The 21,525-nt window shown below is 70.2% G+C and carries 15 protein-coding genes; 4 read left to right on the top strand and 11 right to left on the bottom strand.

What is annotated here, in order from left to right:
- Positions 1–127 precede the first annotated feature (127 nt).
- Both ACIBLA_RS31970 and ACIBLA_RS31965 read left to right on the top strand, forming a co-directional pair.
- Positions 128–1,483, top strand: a complete 1,356-nt coding sequence (locus ACIBLA_RS31970) for a hypothetical protein (RefSeq protein WP_399200637.1) — start codon at positions 128–130, stop codon at positions 1,481–1,483.
- Between the two features lie 63 nt (positions 1,484–1,546).
- Positions 1,547–1,792 carry a hypothetical protein gene (locus tag ACIBLA_RS31965; RefSeq protein WP_399200636.1) on the top strand — a complete coding sequence of 82 codons (246 nt, stop codon included), beginning with the start codon at positions 1,547–1,549 and terminating at the stop codon, positions 1,790–1,792.
- Between the two features lie 117 nt (positions 1,793–1,909).
- Here the strand turns inward: ACIBLA_RS31965 and ACIBLA_RS31960 are convergent, their stop codons facing one another.
- Together ACIBLA_RS31960 and ACIBLA_RS31955 are read right to left on the bottom strand one after the other, a co-directional pair.
- Complete coding sequence (locus ACIBLA_RS31960; RefSeq protein ID WP_399200635.1) at positions 1,910–2,119, bottom strand: hypothetical protein; 210 nt, start codon at positions 2,117–2,119, stop codon at positions 1,910–1,912.
- Between the two features lie 106 nt (positions 2,120–2,225).
- Positions 2,226–2,657, bottom strand: coding sequence for an ATP-binding protein (locus tag ACIBLA_RS31955; protein WP_399200634.1), 432 nt, complete (start codon positions 2,655–2,657; stop codon positions 2,226–2,228).
- A 126-nt stretch (positions 2,658–2,783) separates the two neighbouring features.
- Between ACIBLA_RS31955 and ACIBLA_RS31950 the strand changes: the two genes are divergently transcribed.
- On the top strand, positions 2,784–4,133 hold the full coding sequence (locus tag ACIBLA_RS31950; RefSeq protein ID WP_399200633.1) for a hypothetical protein: 1,350 nt from the start codon (positions 2,784–2,786) through the stop codon (positions 4,131–4,133).
- 347 nt (positions 4,134–4,480) lie between these two features.
- Here the strand turns inward: ACIBLA_RS31950 and ACIBLA_RS31945 are convergent, their stop codons facing one another.
- From ACIBLA_RS31945 to ACIBLA_RS31925, 5 genes are all read right to left on the bottom strand, one after another.
- A complete protein-coding gene (locus tag ACIBLA_RS31945; RefSeq protein WP_399200632.1) occupies positions 4,481–7,018 on the bottom strand; it encodes an ATP-binding protein in 2,538 nt (845 codons plus the stop codon).
- A 229-nt stretch (positions 7,019–7,247) separates the two neighbouring features.
- A complete protein-coding gene (locus tag ACIBLA_RS31940; RefSeq protein ID WP_399200631.1) occupies positions 7,248–8,672 on the bottom strand; it encodes a protoporphyrinogen/coproporphyrinogen oxidase in 1,425 nt (474 codons plus the stop codon).
- A gap of 88 nt (positions 8,673–8,760) precedes the next feature.
- Positions 8,761–10,365: a class I adenylate-forming enzyme family protein gene (locus tag ACIBLA_RS31935; protein ID WP_363246482.1), complete on the bottom strand. Its 1,605-nt coding sequence runs from the start codon at positions 10,363–10,365 to the stop codon at positions 8,761–8,763.
- A gap of 59 nt (positions 10,366–10,424) precedes the next feature.
- Positions 10,425–11,765, bottom strand: a complete 1,341-nt coding sequence (locus tag ACIBLA_RS31930) for a UbiA family prenyltransferase (protein WP_399200630.1) — start codon at positions 11,763–11,765, stop codon at positions 10,425–10,427.
- Between the two features lie 35 nt (positions 11,766–11,800).
- Positions 11,801–13,165, bottom strand: coding sequence for an FAD-dependent oxidoreductase (locus tag ACIBLA_RS31925; RefSeq protein WP_363246484.1), 1,365 nt, complete (start codon positions 13,163–13,165; stop codon positions 11,801–11,803).
- A 422-nt stretch (positions 13,166–13,587) separates the two neighbouring features.
- Here ACIBLA_RS31925 and ACIBLA_RS31920 point away from each other — a divergent pair, with 422 nt between their 5' ends.
- Positions 13,588–15,843 (top strand): MMPL family transporter, encoded by a 2,256-nt coding sequence (locus tag ACIBLA_RS31920; protein WP_399200629.1) that lies wholly within the window; start codon positions 13,588–13,590, stop codon positions 15,841–15,843.
- Positions 15,844–16,109: 266 nt separating this feature from the next.
- Here the strand turns inward: ACIBLA_RS31920 and ACIBLA_RS31915 are convergent, their stop codons facing one another.
- From ACIBLA_RS31915 to ACIBLA_RS31900, 4 genes are all read right to left on the bottom strand, one after another.
- Positions 16,110–18,308, bottom strand: coding sequence for a BTAD domain-containing putative transcriptional regulator (locus tag ACIBLA_RS31915; protein WP_399200628.1), 2,199 nt, complete (start codon positions 18,306–18,308; stop codon positions 16,110–16,112).
- A 356-nt stretch (positions 18,309–18,664) separates the two neighbouring features.
- Positions 18,665–19,024: a DoxX family protein gene (locus ACIBLA_RS31910; RefSeq protein WP_399200627.1), complete on the bottom strand. Its 360-nt coding sequence runs from the start codon at positions 19,022–19,024 to the stop codon at positions 18,665–18,667.
- A gap of 88 nt (positions 19,025–19,112) precedes the next feature.
- Complete coding sequence (locus ACIBLA_RS31905) at positions 19,113–20,585, bottom strand: hypothetical protein (protein ID WP_399200626.1); 1,473 nt, start codon at positions 20,583–20,585, stop codon at positions 19,113–19,115.
- A gap of 132 nt (positions 20,586–20,717) precedes the next feature.
- Complete coding sequence (locus ACIBLA_RS31900; RefSeq protein WP_363245318.1) at positions 20,718–21,503, bottom strand: hypothetical protein; 786 nt, start codon at positions 21,501–21,503, stop codon at positions 20,718–20,720.
- Positions 21,504–21,525 lie beyond the last annotated feature (22 nt).

Here is a 21,525-nt window from a genome sequence, read left to right as displayed (position 1 = left end):
GAACATTCCTTGAAGAGGGCTGGCCGAATACCGGCCTGCGCCCCTCGTGCGCACTTGTTTGTGCTCCCATGACGCGTCCTACAGTCCTCCGGCTCACGCCACATCACATCGACGGAAGGGCTGCCCGGTGAACGAGGACGAATCAAAAGCCGTCGCCGAGATCCTCCACGAGCTGAGCACCACCTCCCACGTCCAGGTCCGCTCATCCACCGAACTCGCCGCCCAGGTCTCCCAGGCCGCGGAGGACGAGGACGAGAAGCGGACAGAGGACGGACGGGGCCCCCTCCGCCGGCGCACCGACTACCGAGCCGTCCGGACAGCGCCGCGATCACTGACACTCACACCCTGGCAGGTCATCCACGCCATCGGCCTCGGAGCCGCGTCGGCCCGCCAAGGCGCGGGGCGAGGACTGGCCGAACACTGGGGCAGCCTGCGCTACAGCCAGGCCCTGGAAGCCAACCGGGGCCGATACCTGCAGCTGTCGTCCGAAGGGCGCGATCTCCTTCGCTTCTACAAGGCCACCCAGTCCGGAGAAATCGGCACCGGCTTCGCCTCTCTGTTGGCCGAGAACGTGGTCAGGTTCCGCTACCCCGACCACTCGGTCTCCGTGATCCCGGCCGACATCGCTCTGAAGGCCGGCTGGACCCTCCGCAGCACCGGTACCGGCACTCGCCCGGAGCCGCTGCAGCGACGGCCCCACTTCTTCGTCGAAGCCTGGCAACCGGGGCAGCCGTCCAAGGTCCTCCTCGTCTCCTCGAAGGGCACCCACAGCAGCGTTCACCAGGTGCACAAGCAGCTCAGCACGGCCAGTGCTCACGTGGAGTCCGTGCACATCGGGCCCTACGGCACCGTCCCGTACATGCTCATCGGGACAGAGATCCCCAAGAAGGAGAGCCTCGCCTTGCACATCTTGGAGGGTCCGGGCACGACCGTCCTCCGCCCGTCCGAAGAGGTATCAGAAGCCGACCTGGACCTCACCCTGGCACAGGAGAACCGTACGGCCGACGTCGTGCGGCAGACGGCCCGACGGAAGACGACCGTCCCCGGGTTCCAGGTACTGCCCGAATCCTTTGCCTGGTTCAGCATTGTGCTGGCACGGACGGAAGCAGCCACCCTCACGGCCTTCACCGGAGGTGGCAAGCCCACCGCTCAGTACCTAACGAAGGAGCAAGGACGACGCCACTTCCAGCACGACGTCCATGCCAACACGGCCAGGCTGCGAGATACGGAGCACCGCATCCACGACATCGACTTCGTTGGTACCGACCACATCTACCGCCTCAATGGCAGTCGAATAGAGGCGTTTTCCGGACTCAGAAAGAGTCTCTACACACACCTCCACCACGGGCGCGTCAACGAATACCGAAGTGAGGTACACGCCCTGCGGGGGCAGTGGCCGGACCACAGCACATCAGAGCAGTGGAACGCGGTGTCCATCCGCCCCGACGGGACCGTGATGGCGATCCGACTCCAGGACGGGTGACCCAGCAGCCAGCGGCAACTGCAAATCGGTCCTAGCGGCGTCCCGGTCGCAGCGGACGCAGTCGTGGTGGAAGTACAGATCGAGAAAGCCGCCGCCGGTGGCTGTTTTGAAGGCGGCGCCGAGTCGGCGCATGACCTGCCGCGCCTCGGGCCACTCCTCAAGGTTCCGCTCGACCGGCTGCGCCGGTGCGCCCAGGAGGCGGGCGAGCCGGTCGGCGGTGGTGACGGTGATGTCCCCGAGGCCAACCTTGTCCTGCTCCACGCAGAGGCCGGGGACGTCGAGACCGTGTGCACGCAACGCGGCGCGTAAGCCGTCTGCGGTCTCGTGGACGGATGTTGTGTAGTCGGTGTGCGCGTCATCGGTCGAGGTACTCATAGAGTCTCCGGAGAGTGCGTGATCGAGGGCCGAAGCCGTGACTGATGGCGCCTATCTCTGCACCGCGAGGGCCGCCGTCAGGGCGAGGAGGAGCCCTGTGACGCTGAGGTAGGTGTAGACGCCGTGGGCCAGTACGGGGTGTTCCCGGTGCATGGTTCGGAGCGCGGCAAAGACGCTCTTGGAAGGGAAACGGGTCCGGAAGCCGGGGTCCGCCCGCTCGGGCTTCGTGGCACGCGGACGGGAGACGGGCCCGTGGCTCACCGTGGGTGGTCCAGTTCCTCCGCCTGCCAACGGCGCAGGGAATCCAGCAGAAGTCGCAGCATTTCGGTGTCGGTCCTCGGGTCGTCCTCGGCGTGATGTACGGCCATCAGCCGACCGCCGGTCCGACCGGAACCGCGCACCAGGTGCAGGTCCCTTTGCGTCCCCACTCGCGGGCGAGGTGGGCGACGAGGCGCATGCCACGTCCGCCCTCGTCGTCCGGGCCCGCCGCCAGCACCTCCGGGCTGCCGGGCGAGTGGTCGTCCACCTCGATCAGCACCTCATCGGCCGCGCATGTGATCTGGAACGAAACCGAGTTGGCGCTGCCGTGGACAACCGCGTTGGTGACGATCTCGCTGACCAGCAGCTGCACCGTCCCGATCGTGTCGTGGTCCCCGACACCCGCCTCTCCGAGCACGGTGGCCGTGATGCGACGCGCGGTCTCGACGTGCCTTGGCTGGGCGTCGAACGACAATGCGGCGTGTACGGCCCCCGTCGGCTCCGCGCTCGGCGCGGAAGCCTTGTCTGTCACGGTGGTCACCACTCGCCTCCTCTCGTGGCCGCTTTTGGTCGCGGTGTGTGTAGAGCTAACTCCGTAACGTGCTCGGACCGGTACCGTGAGAAGCACGTGCAACCATGAAAGCCATGAATTGACGCGGGAGTTGGCATGGCCAAGGCATCCCCGAGCGCCCGGAACGCAGGGCTCGAAACCTTGCTTGAGCAGGCCCGATGGTCCCGAACTCAGCTCGCCCGCGCCGTGAATCGCATCGGCGCCCAGGTCGGCATTCCCCTCACGTACGACCAGTCCGCCGTCTCGCACTGGGTGGCCGGCACCCAGCCCAGAGAGCAGGTCAGACCGGTGATCATCGAGGCGCTCGAACGCAAGTTAGGACGCCCGGTGACGTACGCGGAAGCGGGGCTTCGGCCGCCGAAGGGCAGGCGCGAGCGGGCCGGTGGGGACACTGCCGAATCCCTGCTGGATCTCGGAAGGGCAGACATGGACCCGTCGCGCCGTGGTGTTCTCACCGCCGGCCTGTACTCGGCCGCCCTCGCAGTGCCTCTGTTCGCCGGTGAGGCACACGCGGAGAACCGCGAACGTGCCACCCGGCCCACCACTCACATCGGTGCGGGTGAAGTGGCAACCGTGCGAACGATGACCGACCGCATCGCGGACATCCTCGACGAGCTGGGAGGCGGTCACGCCAGGCCGATGGCGGCGGCATTCCTCGTCAACACCGTCGCCCCTTACCTGAGGGCTTCCGCATCGGAGCAGGTCAGGAGGGACATGCTCTCCGCGGCCTCGGACCTGACGTACCTCACAGGCTGGATGGCCATGTTCGAGCGCGAGCACGCGCTCGGACAGCGGTACTACGTCAAGGCGTTGAACATCGCCCGAGAGGCGAACGATCACGTGACGTACTGCCGCACTCTGCGCGGTATGAGCCTACAGGCGTCCAACCTGCGTTACGGGCGCAAGGCCCTGGAGCTCGCGGACTCGGCCGCAGAGGCGGCGCCGCAGGCCGGCCCGCGCCTCGTCGCCTTCCTCCGGGGTCAACAGGCACACGCAGCCGCCATGGTGGGCGCCGAGCGTCAAGCGTTCGCCCGGTTGCGCGAGGCGGAGACGGCGCTCTCGAAGGCCGACTCGCGCAGGGAGTCCATCGGTGGGTACGACCAGGCCGCCTACCAGTTCCATGTCGCTCATGTGCTGCACGAGACCGGCGACCTACCCGGCTCGATCGCAGCCCTGAAGACGGCGCTTCGGGCACAGCCGAAGCAGGAACGCCAGGGGCGGGTGCACTTCAACGCGGTCTTGGCCCAGCGTCAGTTCCAGCTCGGTCACATCGAGGAAGCCTGCGCCACGTGGGGCGCGTTCCTGGACGGCTATTCGGGCTTGTCGAGTGCGCGGGGCGATGAGCACTTCGTGACCATGCGCAAGCGCATCTCCCCGTACAAGAAGGTGCGCGCGGTCCGGGAACTCGGCGCGCGGGCTCAGCGGGTAGCAGCGTTGAAGGGCTGATGGGCTGATGGGCTGATGGGCTGACAACGAGAACGAATCGAGCCGCCGGGTGAGCCCCTGAGTCAGTCACTTTCCGAATAGTTCATGAACCAGTGCGTGTCGAAATACCGGGCCATCGTGAACCGGTGGTGCGAGTCGACGAGAATGCGGCAGACAAACTCCGCTGTCTGGCAGTCGAAAAGGACGTCCTCGTCATCGAAGGACCGGACGGCGACCGGCCAGCGGTCGGGGTCGTCGCCGTCGGTCCTCCGCCTTGCGAACGCACGCACCAACGTGTCACGCGCTCTGTGGCGCGCGTGAGCCCCGCCCTCCGGGCGGCCGGATCGCCGGCCGCCCGGTAGAGGCTCTCAGCGCCGCGCCAAGCCCCCCGCCGCCGCCTGGGCCCCGCCCTGGTCCAGGGGGCGGAGCATGCGGCCCGCCACCTGGACGCGGGAGGTGCAGCCGAGTTTCTGCATCACCTTGCGCATGTGGTTGACCGCTGTCCACTCCGCGATGCCCAGCCTGCGCGCCACCTCCCGGTTGGTCAGGCCCTCCGTGACCAGCATCGCCACCTCGTGTTCGCGGCGGGTCAGTGAGCCGACGAGGTCCGTGGGGCGGGGCTGGTGTTCGGTCGGTTCGATCAGGGCCAGGGCCAGGGCGACCGCCGCGTCCGGTGTGCAGCGGGCGCCCTCCTGCCAGGCGGTGTCGAAGGCGCTGCGGCCCATCCGTTCGCTGACCTGGCCGAGCAGGGTGCGGCTGACGGCCTCCGGCTGGCCGGCCAGGGTGTCGCCGACCCGGCGGCGGAGCGCGTCCGCCGCGCCGAGCAGGCGGGCCGCCCGCTCCCATACCGCCGCCGTGCGGCCGTACTTGTGGGTGAGGAGTTGGGTCAGTACGACCAAGCCCCGTGCCACTTCTGGCAGATCACCCCGGTCGTGCAGTAACAGCAGTGCCCGGCAGGCCAGTTGCTCGGCCCGGTCGTAGTCGCCCTGAGCGCCCGTCAGTCCGGCCAGCGTGAGCTTGGTGCGGGCCGCCGAGCGGGCGTCCTCCGCCCGCTCGAAGAGGCGTACCGCCTCTGTCGCGTGCCGCGCCGCCGACGCCGTGTCGCCCCGGTCGCGGCGGACCTCCGCCAGGCGGGCGAGGACGGCCCCCCGGCACCACTGGCCGCCGCCCCTCGGGTCGAGGTCCGCCAGCACGAGCGTCAGGAGGTTCTCGGCGGCGGGCAGGTTCCGCTCGATCTGGGCGAGCCTGGCCAGGTGCTGGCGTACGGTCGCGACCCCCGCTCCGTCGGCCAGTTCGGCGTACGCCGTGAGAGCCTCGTTCAGCCAGGGTTTGGCGCTCGCCGGGTCGTCGGTCAGGAGCAGCGCCTCACCGAGCGCTTCCAGGGTGGCGAGCCGTACCAGGAGCCGGTCGATGCCGAGGCGTACCGCGGCGGACAGCCAGTGCGTGGCGCTCTCCACCTCGCCGCGCAGCAGCCAGTACGGCTGGGCCGCCGTGGCGAGCGTCGCCACCGCCTCGCCGTTGCCGGACTCGACCAGGAACTCCAGCGCGGCGAACACGTCCTGGTGCCAGTGCCCGAACTGCTCCAGTGCGACCGTCTGGCCGGGCCCCTCCAACTCCCTTCGGATGCCGTGCATTTGGCGGATGAAGAACACGGCGTGGTCGGCCCGGACGGGCCCCAGCGCGTCCTGCCGCCTGAGGTGTTCCAGGGCCCGCGCGCGGGAGCTGCGCAGCATCCAGAACCGGATGCTGCCGTCCCGCTGCTCCTCGGTGAGCAGCGCGCTGTGGTCGACCATCTCCTCCAGCGCCTGCCGGGTGATGTCCAGGGGGAGTTCGAACACCCCGGCGGCCTCGGCGACACCGAAGCTCTCGGTGAACACCCCGAGCCGTACGAGGAGTTCGACGGACGCGGGCGGAAGTCCCAGCGTGTCGACCTCGGCCTCCGGAGCTGCGGAGTCCGTACCCGTGCCCGTGCCCGAACCCGTGCCCGTGCCCGTACTCAGCTCGTCCAGCAGCACACGCGGCGAACTCACCTTCAGCCGCGACGCGGCCAGTTCGATCGCGAGCGGCATCCCGTCGAGCATCTGGCACAGCCTGGCGACGGTCTCGCGGTTCTCCTGCGTGAGCCGGAATCCGGGCCGTACCGCCTTCGTGCGGTCCACCAGCAGCCGTACGGAGTCGACCTGCCCGAGCCGGGCGAGGTCGGCCGTGTCGTGCGGCGTGGGCACCGCGAGCGGGAAGAGCGGGACGCGGTGCTCCCCGTACATCCCGAGCACCTGAGTGCTGACGGTCAGCAGACACAGCCGCCGGGCCGCTGCGGCGACCGCCTCCCACAGCTCGGCGATGCCGTGCGGTGGCCGGCTGCCGCAGTCCAGTACGAGCAGGAAGTCCCGCCCGCCGAGATAGTCCCGCAGCAGATCGAGCGGCGTGTCGCCGGCGCCGTTGCCGTCCGCGGAACCGGGCGTCAGTTCCAGCGCCTCCGCCACCGCGCGGGCGAGCCCGCCGTCGGGGTCGCTGTCCCGCAGCCTGAGCGTGTCCAGTTCGACATAGCGCCCGCCGTCGGCGAAGTCGCCGGATATCTGCTCGAAGAGCGCGTCGGCCAGCCTGCTCTTGCCCACGCCCACCGGGCCGGTGAGCGTGAGGACCTGCCCGTTCGGTGCGGTGGCGCGGGCCTTGAGATCGGCCAGTTCCGTGTCCCTGCCGACCCGTGAGGTGAGCGCGTAACGCGCCCGCTGGTGCGTGGTGGGTGGCGTGATGGGTGAGGTTGTGGAGGACCGTGCCGTGGGCAGGGTGGTGGGCTGTGCGGCGGACCGCGCCGATTCGCCGTCCGTCCAGCCCGTCCGGGCCGTCCGGGCCGTCTTGACGATCCGTATGGTGGCTTTTGTTCCTTCGTTGCTCTGCGCGCGCATTCCAGCCCCCGTGGCTCATGTTGTTCGCACGACCGACTCGTATCTCTGACCCCCGGAACCTCACAGGCCCCGTCCAACGATCGGTCAAGGCTCAGTCAGTGCACGCTTACTGACAGTGCGTCGGGCAGCCGCGCGACGATCAGGGAAACCCCCTCCGAGCATGGGAAAGCCGCCCGATCCACCGAGAGTTCGGAGAGCGGGCGGCCCCGTGACACGTGGGACGAGTGTGTCAGGAGTGCACGGTCCCCACCGGTCCCTCCGCGGTGGCGGGGCTCCGCCGCCGCGACAGGATCCGTTCGGCGGCCAACTCCCCCGCCTGCACGGCGGCTTCGCTGGTGGGCCGCTGGAAGACCCAGTCCCCGGCGAAGTCGACCGCCCGCACGGGCCGGTCCAGGAAGGCGCCCTGGAGCCGCAGCGCGTCCGGGGTGGCCTCGGGGGCCGCGTACGGGAAGCGGTGAACGTACGACTTGCGCAGCGCCGAACGCAGTTCGGGCACATACTTCGTCGCGCGCCCGAGCAGCGCCTCGACGACCTCCTCGTCGGGCTGGTCGATCAGCTCGTCGGTGGCGGCTGCCGCCGTCAGCATGCTGACCAGTCCCTGACCGCGCGGCGCCCGGTTCGCGGCCTTGAAGTGCTCGAAGGTCAGACCGGCCAGATAGCCGTCCTCCTTCTCCGGGATGAGCAGCGCGTAGACCTTCTTCGTGCCGCGCGACTGACGGACCGCCAGGGGCCGGTCGACCAGACAGGTCACGCGGATCATCCGGGAGTACGACACGGCGTCCAGGAACGGCAGTTCCTCGGCGGGCGCCGACGGGTACAGCTTCCTGGCCACCGGCGCCGGCACCGCGAGTACGGCCTCACGGGCTGTCACCACCCGCCCGTCGGCGAAGACCAGCCGTACGCCGCCGTCGGGGCTCTCGGTGACCTCCTGGACGGCGCTCCCGGTGTGCACGGTCAGCCGGTCCGCGACCTTCCGGGCGAGCGAGTCCATGCCGTCCCGGTAGGTGCGCCAGCCGTGCAGCCCACGGGTGGCGACCATCGTGGCGACCAGCGGCGCGACGCACGACCGCCGGGTGTCCCAGGCCCAGCCGGTGCTCGCCGCCGGCTGAAGCAGATAGTCGTGCAGGTCGGGGTGTTTGCCGTCGACGAACTCGGCGACCGTACGCAGGCCGAGCGGGCTCTCCCCCGGCCGCCGCGTGCTGACCTTGCCCAGCGACGGCAGCAGTCCCCCCAGCATCCCGGTCATGGCCATCCGGCCGCCGAGCGACAGCCCGGCGCCGGTGAGGGTGCCCACCCAGTGCCCGCTGCCCGCGTGCGCCTTGCCGCCCCGCCAGACACCGGCCAGGCTGCCGACCTTGAGCACCCCGCCGTCCCGGTCGAGACCGACGTCCTTGATCAGCCGCCAGGTGGCCGGGTAGCCGTGCGAGGCCAGGGTCTCGGTGCCCTTCTCCACCAGCCAGCCGTCCTCCTTTCGCGCCTGCATCCGGCCGCCGACGTCACTGTCGGCCTCGAAGACCTCCGGCGCGCGGCCGGCTTCCTTCAGCCGGTACGCGGCCGTGAGACCGGCGATCCCGGCGCCGACGACGGCCACGTCGACGTGCGTGCCCGTCTCCGCGTCTGCCTCTGCCGCTGCCTTTGCCGATGCCTTTGCCATGGCGGGTGCGCTTCCTTCCCAACGAACGTTCACCGAGTCGCGCGGCTCACGGGCCGCGCGTTGTCCCTTCAGGTCCAGTCAGGTCCAGTCAGGTCCAGCGCCCCGTGCCGTACGTCTCCTCGCCCAGCAGCCGCTCGCGCAGCTCGACCCGGCGCACCTTGCCCGTGCTCGTACGCGGGATCTCCTCCAGCGGCAGCACCCGCGGCGCGCCCAGCTCCGGCAGGTCCGCGGTCGCGCGCCGCCACTCCGTCTCGTCGAGCGAGCCGTCGGCCGTGCACACCACCGGCAGCGGGAGCTGGCCCGGAATGCCGATCACGGCCGCCTCCAGCAGCTGCGGCAGCCGGTCGGCCAGTACGTCCTCCAGCTCGATGCAGCTCATGCCGGGGATCACATCCACCTCGCGGTCCAGCAGACGGAACGCGCCCGCTGCGGTGCGCAGGCCGTAGTCGCCGGTGTTCCACCACTTGCCGCGCGCCTTCTCGTTCCAGCGGCGGGACTCGCCGAGGTAGCCGATGCAGCGGCCGTCGGTGCGGGTGAGCAGCACGCCGGGCTTGCCGTTGGGGACCGGCTTCATCGTCGCCGGGTCCACCACCTTCATCCCGGTGAAGCCGGGGATCGGGCGGCCGACGTCGCGCGTCGTGGGGTGCCGGTCGCCCTTGGCGGCGAGCGCCCTGCGGGTGAGCAGACGGAACGTCATGGGACCGGTCTCCGACTGGCCCCAGCCCTGGAGCCAGGTCGGGAAGCGGCGCTTGCTGGCGTTGAGGAACCGGCGGACCGTGGGCGGGTGGATGGCGTCGAAGGTGCTCACGTAGAGCCGCACGTCCGCGTACAACTCCGGTCGCTTCTCCGCCAGTTGCTGCCAGCCGATGTAGGTGGCGGGCAGCGCCTCCAGATAGGTCGGCCGCCGCTCGGCGAACATCCGCTCCGCGGTGGCCGGTTGGGCGTCGGCGAGAAGCATCGCCGCCTTCGGCTCCAGCTTCAGCGTGCCGGTGCTCCAGGTGATCATCCGCATGTGGTTGAAGGGGGTGGCGGTGGCCACCGTGTCGGAGCGCTTCATGGCGACGATCGGGAAGCGCAGCGACTCCGTACGGCCGAGGTGGCCGAGGACGGTGTCGACGGAGTGCACCACCAGCTTGGGCACTCCGGTGGTACCCGAGGTGTGGGTGGCCACCATCGGCTCGTAGCTGGCCGTACGGAACACCTTCGGGGTACGCGCTCCGCGCAGGTCGTCCAGCGACACCGTGCCGGGGAGCGCGGCACCGACGGTCAGCGTGCGCGGGACGAAGGACTTGAGGTCCACACCCTGCTCGTCGGCGGAGCTGAGGATGTCGGCGGTGGTGACGAGCAACTGCGCCTCGGCGCGCTTGAGTACGGTGCCGAGCGTCTGGGCCGGGAGGCTGCCGGCGATCAGTACGGGGAGGCCGCCGAAGCGGGCGGTGGCGCAGGCGATGAGCAGGTAGTCCCAGTGGTTGTCCTTGGCGATGGCGACCCGGTCGCCGGGCCGGGCGCCCGCCTCGTACAGCAGGCCGGAGGTCTCCTGGACCAGCTCGGCGAGACCGGCCACGCTGAACTCGGTGCCCGCGCCGGGTGCGATGTCGAAGGGCCGGCTGAGATGGAAGCGGGTGCTGCGGCCCGCCTGCGCGTGTTCGTCGAAGAGCAGGCCGAGTCCGGTCGGTTTGTTCTTGGTACCCATGTCGGTGTGTCCTGTCCGGAGTTCGGGCCGCCGCCTGCTCGGGCGGCGGCCGTCGCCCCTCAGCTCGCGAAGTGGATGAGGTTGGCCAGGACGATGCCGGCGACGCCCGTCCGGAACGCCACCACTCCTCGCCTGCGTGCCAGCAGTGCGTCGCCGTTGCGGCTGAAGGAGGTGAACTGGCGCAGCCGCAGCGCCATTTCGGGCAACAGGGCGGCGAAGAACCACCACGGTGCCCAGCCCACGGCCGATGCTCCGACGATCAGCAGCAGGTCGACCGCCGAGAGCGCGCCGATGAAGATCAGATTGCCGCGGGCCGAGGCGTGCACCGCGACAGTGCTGCGGCCGACGGCCGCGTCCCCGCTGATGTCCTTGGTGTTGGAGTAGCAGGAGACAAGGATCTGCCACAGACCGAAGAGCACGGCCTGCACGAGCACGGTGGCGGGCAGGTGACCGGTCACGAAGCCGTACGGCGCGACGACGATGACCAACGGGCAGCCCATGATGAGGACTTCGCCGAGGCCCCGGTAGCTGAGCTTGAGTCCCCAGGAGTACTGGAAGCCGCAGAACAGGACCAGCCCGGTGACGACCAGCGCCCACATCGGCTGCTCGGGGGCGGTGACGGCCGACGCCGTCCAGAAGACCGTGCCCCACAGCAGGCTCAGATACCCGAACCGGGTGGCCTGAGGCACCGTCAGCGCCCCGGTGAGCAGGGGCTTTCGCTCCAGGGGCCGCAGCGGGGTGCCGCCGGTGCCGAGGTAGTTGGCACGGTCGCTGCCGTCCCTGATGCCGTTGACGTCGTCGAGGGCCATCACGGCGGAGATGACGCCGATCTCGCCCAGGAGGAAGAGGAGCAGCGTGGTCAGCGTGTCGGGCGCGAACCGCACACCGCTCGCGAGGGCGGTCCACAGCACGAGCATGCTGAGGTAGTAGTCGAGGACGAACTCGAACTTGGCAAGCCGCGCATACGCGACGAGCCGGTCTCGGGCCCCGGTGACGGGGCGCCCGGCGGGAGCCTCGTCGGCTGCCGCGGGCCGGCCGGCGGCACCGGGGGTCGTAGCAGCGCTGACACCGCTCCCGACCCCGGCCGTGCCGGGCGGTCCCGCTTCCGCCTGTACGCCGGTGCCGGAGTGCGCGCCGTCGACGGTCTCCGTGCCGGAGGCGGACGCGGCGGAGCGCGTACCACGCGGAGCGTCGCTCCGGACGGCACCGGTACCGGAGCGGGACGTGGCCGCCAGGCCGGAAGCAGCCTCGGCCGTCCGGCCTGTGGCGGCGCCGGAGCGCGTACGGGGCGGGGCGGTGCTCCGGGCGCCCACGGCGCCCGTGCCGGACCTGGCCGCCGCGCCGGACCGCGAACCCGCGCCGGACGGCGAACCCGTGCCGGAGGCAGACGTCGCATCCATGACTTCTCCCCTCTCCCTTCCGCCGTCGTCCCGGATCAGCCGGCCGTCGCCAGCTTTCCGGCCGTCGTCAGCTTCTCGGCGGCCCGGATGCCGGAGAGCATCGCCGCCTCCGAGATCGGCGCGGTGAAGTAGTCGCCCGCGAAGACCACCGGCGCGTGCTGGAGCCCGATGACCCGCGCGGACATCCGGTAGCGGCCCGGCGCGGGCAGCGGCATCGCGTGCGGGCGTACGGCGATCTCGAACGGCTCCGCCTCGTCCACCGGGAAGTCCGGCCACAACTCGGTGACCAGCCGGGTCGTCTCGGCGTACTGCTCCTCCGGCGACAGCGTGAGCAGCCGGCGCGTCTCGGCGCGGCCCGGGTAGACGAACGCGAGGTGCTTGTCGACCGAACGCCCCTGCTCGTCCTTGACCTTGCGCGGGAAGGTGATGATCGTCTTCACCGGCGGGTCGTCCGCGCCGGCGGCCACGATGTGCGCCTCGGACGGCATGCTGCTGAAGTCGACCAGGTACGAGACCGACAGCGCGGGCTCGTACACCTGGGTCTCCAGGAACTCACGGGTGTCGCGGCCCACGATGTCGTTCGGCAGCGCGGCCGTCAGCTTCGCGGCGACCGGCGCGGTCGTGGCGACCACGACGTCGTCGAAGACCTCGGAGTTGCTCTCACCGTCCGCCGACCGCGCGGTGATGTGCACCCGACCGTCCGTCACCTGGAGGTCGGTGACCTCGGTCTCCAGCCGGATGTCGGCGCCCTCGGCGTTGCGCTCGGCGATGACCTCCATGCCGTTGCGGAACACGTAGAACTTCGCGCCGGCGACCTGCGCCTGCATCGCGCGTACGTGGGCGGCGGAGATGTCCTCGCAGCGCCACAGCCAGAACGACTCGATCTCGGGACGCAGCAGATTGTCGAAGCCGCGCTGCGACAGGCTCTTGAGGGCGTACTCGGCCGCGGTCGTACCGTCGTCGAACGGCGCCAGCTTGACCGGGTCGAAGATGTCGAGCTCTTTGCGCTTGAGCGTCTCCTTCATCGTGCCGGTGAGGAAGCCGATCCGGTCCTTGAGGCCGACGTGCTTGTACGTGAGCAGGCTGCGCAGAGAGTCGGAGAGCAGCTCGGCGGGCTCGCCCTTGTCCACGACGATGACGTTGTTGGACATCTCCACGAGCTGGTCCTCAAGCCCGTACTCGCGAATTCGCTCGAACATCAGCTTGTAAAAGCTGGTGAACCAGAGGTTGATGCCGACAGAGGGCTCGATCTCCGGACGGTGCCACGAACGGGCCCGGCCGCCGAGTCCGGCAGCCGCCTCGAAAATGACCACCTCGCGGCCCGCCTTGAGCAACTCTTTGGCGGCGGCGCATCCGGCCATCCCTCCGCCGATGACCGCGGTCCTCTCACGCTGGCTCATTCGCTTTCCCCTCCAGGGAATGTCTCGGATTGCCCTCGACTGGTGTCGCCTGTTCTCGTCGCAATTTAGGAGGGGGAAGCGGCCGTTAGATATAGCAGTCATCCAGGAAATGACCCGCATACACCTGTCATTGTGCGCATTCACGCGCTGGGGGACCGTAGTCGGGGAGCATGCTGCCCAACTGCCCTGAGGTGGCTCGATCGTGCACCGAACGATGGCTCGATCACGCGCGGTTCGGGCCCCGAACGGGCCTCGAACGGGCCTGGATCAGGGCCGAATCGGGCCTGTCGGACGATCAACTTCGGCCGGTTCGAGGCGGGTTGTCATTGCCAGTGGGCTCGCGGGCTCCCTAGCCTTGATCGTGTGAACGGGATCGACACGCCGCCACCGGAAACGGCGTTCCCCGCTTGAAAGGTTGCCGAATGTTCGCCTCACTGGCCAGATTCACCACACACCGCAGCAGGCTGGTCCTCTATCTCTCCGGTGTGCTCCTGGTGCTCGCGGGAGCGCTGGGCGGTGGCGTGATATCGACTCTCTCCGCCGGTGGGTTCACCGACAGTTCCACCGAGTCCGCGCGGACGGCCGAGGTTCTTGACGGACGATTCGGTTCAGGTGCCCCCAATCTGACCCTGCTGGTCTCGGACAAGCGGGGCGTCGACGATCCGGCGGTCGGCGCGGCCGGCGCCCGGCTGACCGAGCGCATCGGCGCCGAGGACGGGGTCGAGCAGGCGCTGTCCTACTGGACGCTGGGCAAGGCCCCGGCCCTGCGCGGCGAGGGTGGCGACAGTGCCATGGTCCTGGTGCGGATCACCGGCGACGAGGACCAGGTGCAGGAGACGCTGGAGCGGATCCAGCCGGAGTACGACACCAAGGTCGAGGGCCTGGACACCCGCGTCGGCGGCGTCGCGGTCGCCAACAAGGAGATCACGGACACCACGCAGGACGACCTCCTCCTGATCGAGATGGTCACCTTCCCGGTGCTGCTGGTCGTGATGCTGTTCGTCTTCCGCGGTGTGGTGGCCGCGCTGGTGCCCCTGATGGTCGCCGGACTGACCATCGTGTCCGTCCTGCTGACGCTCCGTATCCTCACCCTGTTCACCGATGTCTCGGTGCTGGCCACCAACGTCGCGACCGGACTCGGACTCGGCCTGGCCATCGACTACGCCCTGATCCTCCTCAAGCGCTACCGCGAGGAGTTGCACGGCGGCGCCGACACGGACACGGCCATCGCGACCGCGCTGCGCACCGCGGGCCGTACCGTCCTGTTCTCGGCGGTGACGGTCGCGCTGGCCCTCGCGGGCCTGCTGGTCTTCCCGTTCTACTTCCTGCGGTCCTTCGCGTACGCGGGCATCCCGACCGCCCTGCTGGCGGCGATCGTCTCCATCACCTTCCTGCCCGCGCTGCTGAAGGCGCTGGGCCCGCGGATCGACAAGGGCCGCATCCGGGTCCTGGGCCACGGCAAGGAGGAGCGGCCCCCGAAGCCGGAGGCCGAGCGTTTCTGGTACCGCCTCGCGACCACCGTGATGCGCTTCCCCCTCCCGGTCGCCGTCGCCGTGATCGGGCTGCTGCTCTTCCTCGGCTCGCCGTTCCTGTCCCTGCACATGAGCCTCGCCGACGACCGCGTACTGCCCGCCGACACCCAGTCGCGGCAGATCAGCGACATCATCCGGGAGGACTTCAGCGCGCAGGAGTCGCAGGCGCTGAACGTGGTGCTGAACGACACCCCGCCGACCGGGGAGCGTTCGACCGACGCGTACGCGCAGAAGCTCTCCACGCTCGGCAACGTGGCGCGGGTCGACAGCGAGGCCGGTTCCTTCGCCGCCGGTGAGCAGGTCGCACCGCCAGGACCGGGCTCGGAGCGGTTCAGCGCGGACAACAGCACGTATCTCTCGGTGATCCCCAAGAGCGAGTCGCTGAGCGAGGAGGGCGAGAAGCTCGTCAAGGACATCCGGGCGGCCGAGGCGCCGTACGACGTCCAGGTCGGCGGCCCGGCGGCGGAGCTGGTGGACTCACTGGACTCCATGTACGACAAGCTGCCGGCGGCACTCGCGATCATCGGCGTCACGACGTTCGTCCTGCTGTTCCTGTTCACCGGGTCGCTGGTGCTGCCCCTGAAGGCACTGGTCCTCAACTGCCTCAGCCTCAGCGCCACGTTCGGTGTGCTGGTGTGGGGCTTCCAGGACGGCCATCTGGAGGGAATCGTCGGCGACTTCACGGTCACCGACACGATCACCTGGACCGTGCCGGTGCTGCTGTTCTGCATCGCGTTCGGCATGTCGATGGACTACGAGGTGTTCCTGCTCTCCCGTATCAAGGAGGAGTGGGACCGCTCGGGGGACAACCAACTCGCGGTGGCACGCGGGCTGGAGCGCACCGGCGCGATGGTGACCGCTGCGGCGGGACTGATCGCCATCGTGTGGCTGGGCTTCGTCCTGTCCGGGATCTCGTACCTCAAGGCCATCGGTCTGGGGCTGGCCATCGCGGTCGTGATGGACGCGACGCTGGTACGAGGCGCGCTGGTGCCCGCGTTCATGCGGCTGGCGGGACGCGCCAACTGGTGGGCACCGGCGCCGCTGGCGCGCTTCCACAAGAAGTTCGGACTGCGCGAGGCGCCGGACGAGCCGTCGGCAACGCCGGGCGCGCCCGACGAGAAGCCGACGCGCGAGAGCGTGCACTGAGGCTCCACCGAGGAGTGTGGCCCGGCCCCCGCGCCGTGAAGCGCGGGGGCCGGGCCACTGCCGTTCCGGAGCGGGGAGCTAGGGCGTGTTGCGAAAGTCCCGCCTGGCCGACGACGCCTGGCACGCACGCTCGCCGCGTTGTCGGAGTCTCCCGAGTACGCCCAGTACGAGGGAGATCCTCCGCCTTGCGATCGCACGCACCAGACGCCGTCGGCCCCGCCCTCCGGGCGGACGGCGCTACTTTCGCAACACGCCCTGGAACCGGGTCACCCCGTCGTCGAAAGTACCGAGTTGAAGCACGGCACGGCCGCCTGCCCTGCCCGCTGCGGCGTCCCCGACATCAGCCGCAGCTCGGCGACCGCCATGTCCTGCGCCTGCGCCTGGGCCTGCGTCTGGGCGACGAGGCGGATCAGCTCGGGGATGCGGTAGACCGTCGCGGCGCCCGGCGCCGACTCGGCGATCTCCACCACGTGGTGGTCCAGGAGCCGCCCCACCACGAGTTCGGCGGCCCAGGTGTCCATCGCCAGGGCCCGCGCCGCGCGGGGGATGTCGAACGGGACGGCCCCGGCGCGGGCCAGGCAGTCCAGCGCCCTGCTGTCCGGCTCGGCGAGCCGCGCGCACGCGCCCGCCAGCCGGCCCAGGACGTCGAGGGAACCGCTGCCCAGCTCGGCCAGCCGGTGGTGTTCCGGGGCCAGCCGGGCGGCCAGTTCGGTGACGGACCACATCGGGCGGGCCGCCAGCTTCTCACCCGCCGCCCGTACGCCCAGCGCGCGGTTGCCGGTCAGGTGCACTGTCTGGCGGGCGGCGGCGACGTCCGCGCCGACGCGGTCGGCCCCGGCGAGCGAGGCGAGCAGTTCGACGGCGTCGTCCGTCTCCATCGGTCCCAGCTCGACATTGGCCGCGCCGGGCAGGCCGGGCAGCCGTACGCGCGAGGTGACCAGGACCGCGCTCAGGGAACCGCCGGGCAGCAGCGGCAGCACCTGCTCGGGGCCGGCCGCGTCGTCCAGGACGAGCAGCAGACTCCGGTCCACGCTCCAGCTGCGGAAGATACGGGCCAACTCATCGACCTGGTCGGGCAGTTCGTACACCCGCATACCGATGTCCCGCAGCAGGGAGCGCAGCGCAGCCGCCGGGTCGGTCGGCCGGTCGGCCTCGTCGTGGAGCCGTACGTGGAACTGGCCGTCCGCGAAGTGCTCGCGCAGCAGATGCGCGGCGCGGACGGTGACGGTGCTCTTGCCCGAGCCGGCTCCGCCGAGGACGTTGACGATCTGAGGCGCCGACAGATGCGGGTCGCTGCCCGATTTGGCATGCGTGACGATACGGGCCAGCTCGGCCCGCCGACCGACGAAATCCGCTGTGTCCGCCGGGAGTTGGGCGATCACCTCGTCACGGGGCCGCCCGTTCGTGGCCGCGGGGGCGGCGGCCCGTACGGTGGCCGGCCCGGCGGACCGGCCCGGCGCCAGGTCCAGCGACGGCGCCTCGTTCAGTACGTCGCGCTGGAGCCGCTGGAGCCGGTGCGACGGCTCGATACCCAGCTCGTCCACCAGATCGCGGCGCAGCTGCCCGAAGGTCTCCAGTGCGGTACCGCGCTGACCGGACCGGTAGGCGGCGAGCATGAGCTGGGCGGCGAACTCCTCGTTCAGCGGGTGGTCGGCCGTGAGCTGCCGCAGCTCACCCATCAGCCGGTGGTGCCGGCCGAGCCGCAGATCGGCCTCGACCCGCAGCTCCAGGGCGCCGAGGCGGGCGTCCGCCAACTGCGCGACGCGGGCGGCCAGCGCCGGGCCGGTCTCGATGTCGGCGAACGCGTCGCCGCGCCACAGGGCGAGCCCGAGCCGCAGCGTGCGGGCCGCGCTCTCGGGGTCACCGTCGCCCAGATCGGCGCGCGCCCGCGCGAGATGCCGCTCGAACTGCCACAGATCCAGTTCGTCGGGGGCGAGCCGGATCCGGTATCCGTTCGGACAGGTCTCGACCCGCTCTCCGGGCCCGCCGGCGCCCCCCGCGGAGGCCGGCGGCTTTCGGAGCTGGTACACGTAGGTCTGGATGGTCTTGCGGGCCAGCCGGGGCGGCTCACCGTCCCAGAGTTCGTCGATGAGGGTGGACGTCCGTACCTGTTCGTTGGCGTGCAGCAGCAGGGCGGCGAGCAGCCGCCGTGCCATCGGGGCGGACGGAGTCCGGTCCTCTCCCCGACCGCTGATCTCCATGGGCCCGAGGATCCGGATGCGCAGCGGACGGGCACTGTGCGGGTGGGAACTGTGCGCGTCGGTGCCGTGCGTCTCGTTGCCGTGCTTGTCGGTTCCATGCGTCTCGCCGTGCGTTTCGTTGCTGTGCTTGTCGGTTCCGTGCGTCTCCGTACCGTGCGTCTCCGTGCCGTGCTTGTCAGTCCCGTGCGGGTGAAAACCGCGCGGATGGGAGCCGTCCCGCTGGGTGCCGGAACGGTGAGTGCTTTCGGTCGCCGAGTGCGTCAAGACCTGTCGTGTCCTCTCGGATCGTCTCTCCGGGACCGTGAAACGCTCAGCCGGAAACGACCGCCAACGCGATGGTGGCGGCGGCTGCCACGCTCGTCATGCTTCCCCGTGCCCCGTTGATCTCTGCCTCCGCTGCACTCTCCACAGTGCGGCACCGAACCGGAGCCCCGCCCGATCGGAGGGGGCGGGGCTCGGGTGCCACGGGCGTGAAGGTGAAGTGCTTCCTGCTGTAGAGTTGTTGATGATCTCTGTTGCCAAACGGAGTGTCAACAGCCTTTGTGAGTAGTCGCGTTCCCTGCGGCGCAACCCTCACACACCCTCCTCCGGCCCCTTTTCGGGAGCGCCCCGCGCGGGCCTCAGAGGCCGAAGCTGTACAAGGCGACCAGCAGGCAGATGACCAGCATGCCCGCCGCGTTGAGGAACAGATTGCGGCCGAAGTCCCGCGCCCGGACGTGTATGAAGACAGCCACGAGAAAATAGATCACCAGCGCCCACACGGTGACGCCCCCGAGTACGGGAACCCAGATCCCGGCGATCAGCCCCACGGCGGCGGCGAACTTCACGGGGGGCGTGACCCACCACCACTCGCGCGGAAACTTCACGCCCTCGAAGCATTCGCGTACGAACCGAACGGGCCCCATACAGAGAATCCCGTCGCCGACCTGGATCAACGCCAGAACGACCACGGGCCACACGGGATCGGGCAGGGCTCTCATCGGCCACCTTCCATCACCGACCCAAACGCCCGAAGCCCCGCCGGGTTGTGCCCTCTCCGCCGACTCCCCCTGATCGGGGGAGGGCGCCTCAGCGGTCGATCAGCGGCTCGAAGGCGGACCGTACGTCGTCCTTCGACGCCTTGACGTACTGGTCCGACGGCGGACCGAAGTCGGTCGGGCCGTAGGTGGTGTACGAGAGGACGCGCGGGCAACTCGTGCCGCTGATCTGCACCCTGCGGTCGGCGACGAGCTTCCCGGTCCGCAGCTCGTACACCTTCACCGGGATGGCGATCTTGTGGAACGTCACGTTCCTGGGGAAGTTGGGCGTGAGCTTGTTCTCGTACGGGCAGGTCTGGACGCCGTCGCCGTTCTTGTCGTCGTCCGCGCAGACCACCAGCACGGCGCGCGCCGCGTCGGTGGTCCGCCAGCGGGCGGGGAGCTTGTCCGTGTACTCGTCGTTGCCGGTGAACATCGCGCGGTTGACCCCCTTGCGGTAGGGCGGGGCACCGCTGTACTTGGCGGGCTTCGAGCAGTAGTCGGCCCGGGTGCCGCCGGTCGTGTCCTCAAGGAGTCCGCGGACGTGTGCCAACTCGATGGTCAGCGTGGCCTTTCTGACTCCCTTCCGGGCGTCGGCCGCCAGCTCGTGACCCGGATACCCGTCAAGCAGCCGCTGGTAGTTCGTACGTGCCTTCGCCCAGTCCCGCGCCGCCGTGAGGTCGTCGCCGCACCCGACGAGCGCGGCCGGCGCGGCCCGCCGGGCGGCGTCGCGCGACCGGTCCAGCGCGTCGCGGGTCGGCGGCCGGTTGCGGAGCCAGTCCGTGACCGTGACGGCGTCGCACGGGTTCTTACCCTCGGGTACTCCGTCGAGGAAGCCGTCCAGGACAACGCCGGCAGTCCTGTCGTTGCCGGGTTCGGCGAGGACCGAGGAGAGCGTGTCGAAGCCCGCCTTCAACTCACCGATGTCACCGGCGGATCCGGCGGTCAGCTCGCCCTTCGCGGTCCGCAGCCGCTGGCACGCGTCGAGGGTCCTGTCACCGCGGGCGGTCAGGGGCGCGTCGGCCGCGCGGTGGCCGAACCACACCCTGCCCTGGGCGGCCAACACCCGTGCGCAGTCGCCGCTTTCGCGGGCCTCGTCGACGCTCCGCTCGATCCGCGAGGCGTCGTACCGCAGCAGCCCCACCCCCAGCAGCACCGGCACGGTGACGCCGAGCGCGATCAGGCGCCGCTTGCGCAGCGCGGGGCCCCGCAGACCGTGCCGGCCCCCTGCGCCCCTGCCCGCCGCGTAGCACCCGTGCGCGACGACAGCCACCCACCACCCGAGCACGGCGATCTCGCACCACGGACGGGCGACCGAGACGAGGACGGAGACGAGGACGACGCTGCCCGTCACGGCGGCGACGGCGAGCTTGCGCCGCCCCATCATGAAGTAGCCGAGGCCGAGCAGGGAGGCGTTGCCGAGACCGACGGCCAACGGGTCGCACACGCGGGCCCCGAGGCGAGGCGGATACGACGGGGGATACGGCGGCGGATACGGCGGCGGCGCGGGTGTCTGGTCATTCATCGTCGTTTCCCCCTGTCACGGAACGGGCGGCGCCTCATTGAGCGGGCCCCATTGAGCGGGCCTCATTGTCGGCCGCCTCCTCGGGGAGGGGTCCCGAAGGAGGCGGTCGCGCTCGCCGCGGACGACGTGTCGTCAGTCCCCGAGCAGGGACAGATCCGCTCTCACGATCGTCGTGGTGACCAGGAGATCCATGATGAGGTTGTGATTGAGGGCGTTCCCGACCGGCGGGGGGACTTCCTTCTCCATGAGCCCCACGACGTTGTCCTTCTCGCTGAGCCGCTTGCGCACCTTGGCGACGATATGGGCCGCCCGCTTCGGCCCCCACCGCTCCCCCGGCCTCAACCGGCCCAGTTCGAAGGCCACTTGCGTCCAGGCCAGCGGCTGCGGCTGCGGCTCGTTGCTCAGATAGCGCCGGGCGAGGCAGACGAGCACCAGCTTCTCGGTGGGGCTCAGCTTCCGCACCCCTTGGTCGTACGTCGCCGCCTCGTACGCCTCCGTCGTGTTCCCCGGACCGGGCGACGGTGCGGACGCGGCGGCGATCCGTACTTCCAGAAGGTGCTCCTGCCGTGGCGAGACGACGAACAGAGGCGTGTACCCGGCCGCCAACTCGGCGTCGTCGCCACCCAGTACGAGCCGTGAGCCGGGCAACCGGATCGGCAACTTGCCGGTGTTGCGCACCATCCAGCGCGAGGACTCCCGCACGATCAGCCCCTGCCGCCGGCTGACGGACGAATCGCCCGCGCCGACGCAGACATGGACCTCGGGCTCGTTCCGCCCGAACAGCAGCGGGAATTCGGCGTCCGCCGCCACACGCATGCCGCCGTTCGACCCCAGGACGAACAGCGTGCCGGGCAGGGCGGAGGGAACGGTACGGCTGAGGCTGCCCATGTCGTGCGGCAGAAGGCTGACCTTGCTCACCGATCTCACCATGGTGTGTCCC

Source organism: Streptomyces sp. NPDC050433 (assembly GCF_044458565.1).
In the GTDB taxonomy this organism is placed as follows: Bacteria; Actinomycetota; Actinomycetes; order Streptomycetales; family Streptomycetaceae; genus Streptomyces.
This window is presented reverse-complemented; position numbering and strand designations above follow the sequence as displayed.

Coding starts and splice junctions, on each gene's coding strand:
- ACIBLA_RS31950 (WP_399200633.1), top strand. CDS start 2,784: ATGGCCAAGGCATCCCCGAGCGCCCGGAACGCAGGGCTCGAAACCTTG.
- ACIBLA_RS31945 (WP_399200632.1), bottom strand. CDS start 7,018: ATGCGCGCGCAGAGCAACGAAGGAACAAAAGCCACCATACGGATCGTC.
- ACIBLA_RS31940 (WP_399200631.1), bottom strand. CDS start 8,672: ATGGCAAAGGCATCGGCAAAGGCAGCGGCAGAGGCAGACGCGGAGACG.
- ACIBLA_RS31935 (WP_363246482.1), bottom strand. CDS start 10,365: ATGGGTACCAAGAACAAACCGACCGGACTCGGCCTGCTCTTCGACGAA.
- ACIBLA_RS31930 (WP_399200630.1), bottom strand. CDS start 11,765: ATGGATGCGACGTCTGCCTCCGGCACGGGTTCGCCGTCCGGCGCGGGT.
- ACIBLA_RS31925 (WP_363246484.1), bottom strand. CDS start 13,165: ATGAGCCAGCGTGAGAGGACCGCGGTCATCGGCGGAGGGATGGCCGGA.
- ACIBLA_RS31920 (WP_399200629.1), top strand. CDS start 13,588: ATGTTCGCCTCACTGGCCAGATTCACCACACACCGCAGCAGGCTGGTC.
- ACIBLA_RS31910 (WP_399200627.1), bottom strand. CDS start 19,024: ATGAGAGCCCTGCCCGATCCCGTGTGGCCCGTGGTCGTTCTGGCGTTG.
- ACIBLA_RS31905 (WP_399200626.1), bottom strand. CDS start 20,585: ATGAATGACCAGACACCCGCGCCGCCGCCGTATCCGCCGCCGTATCCC.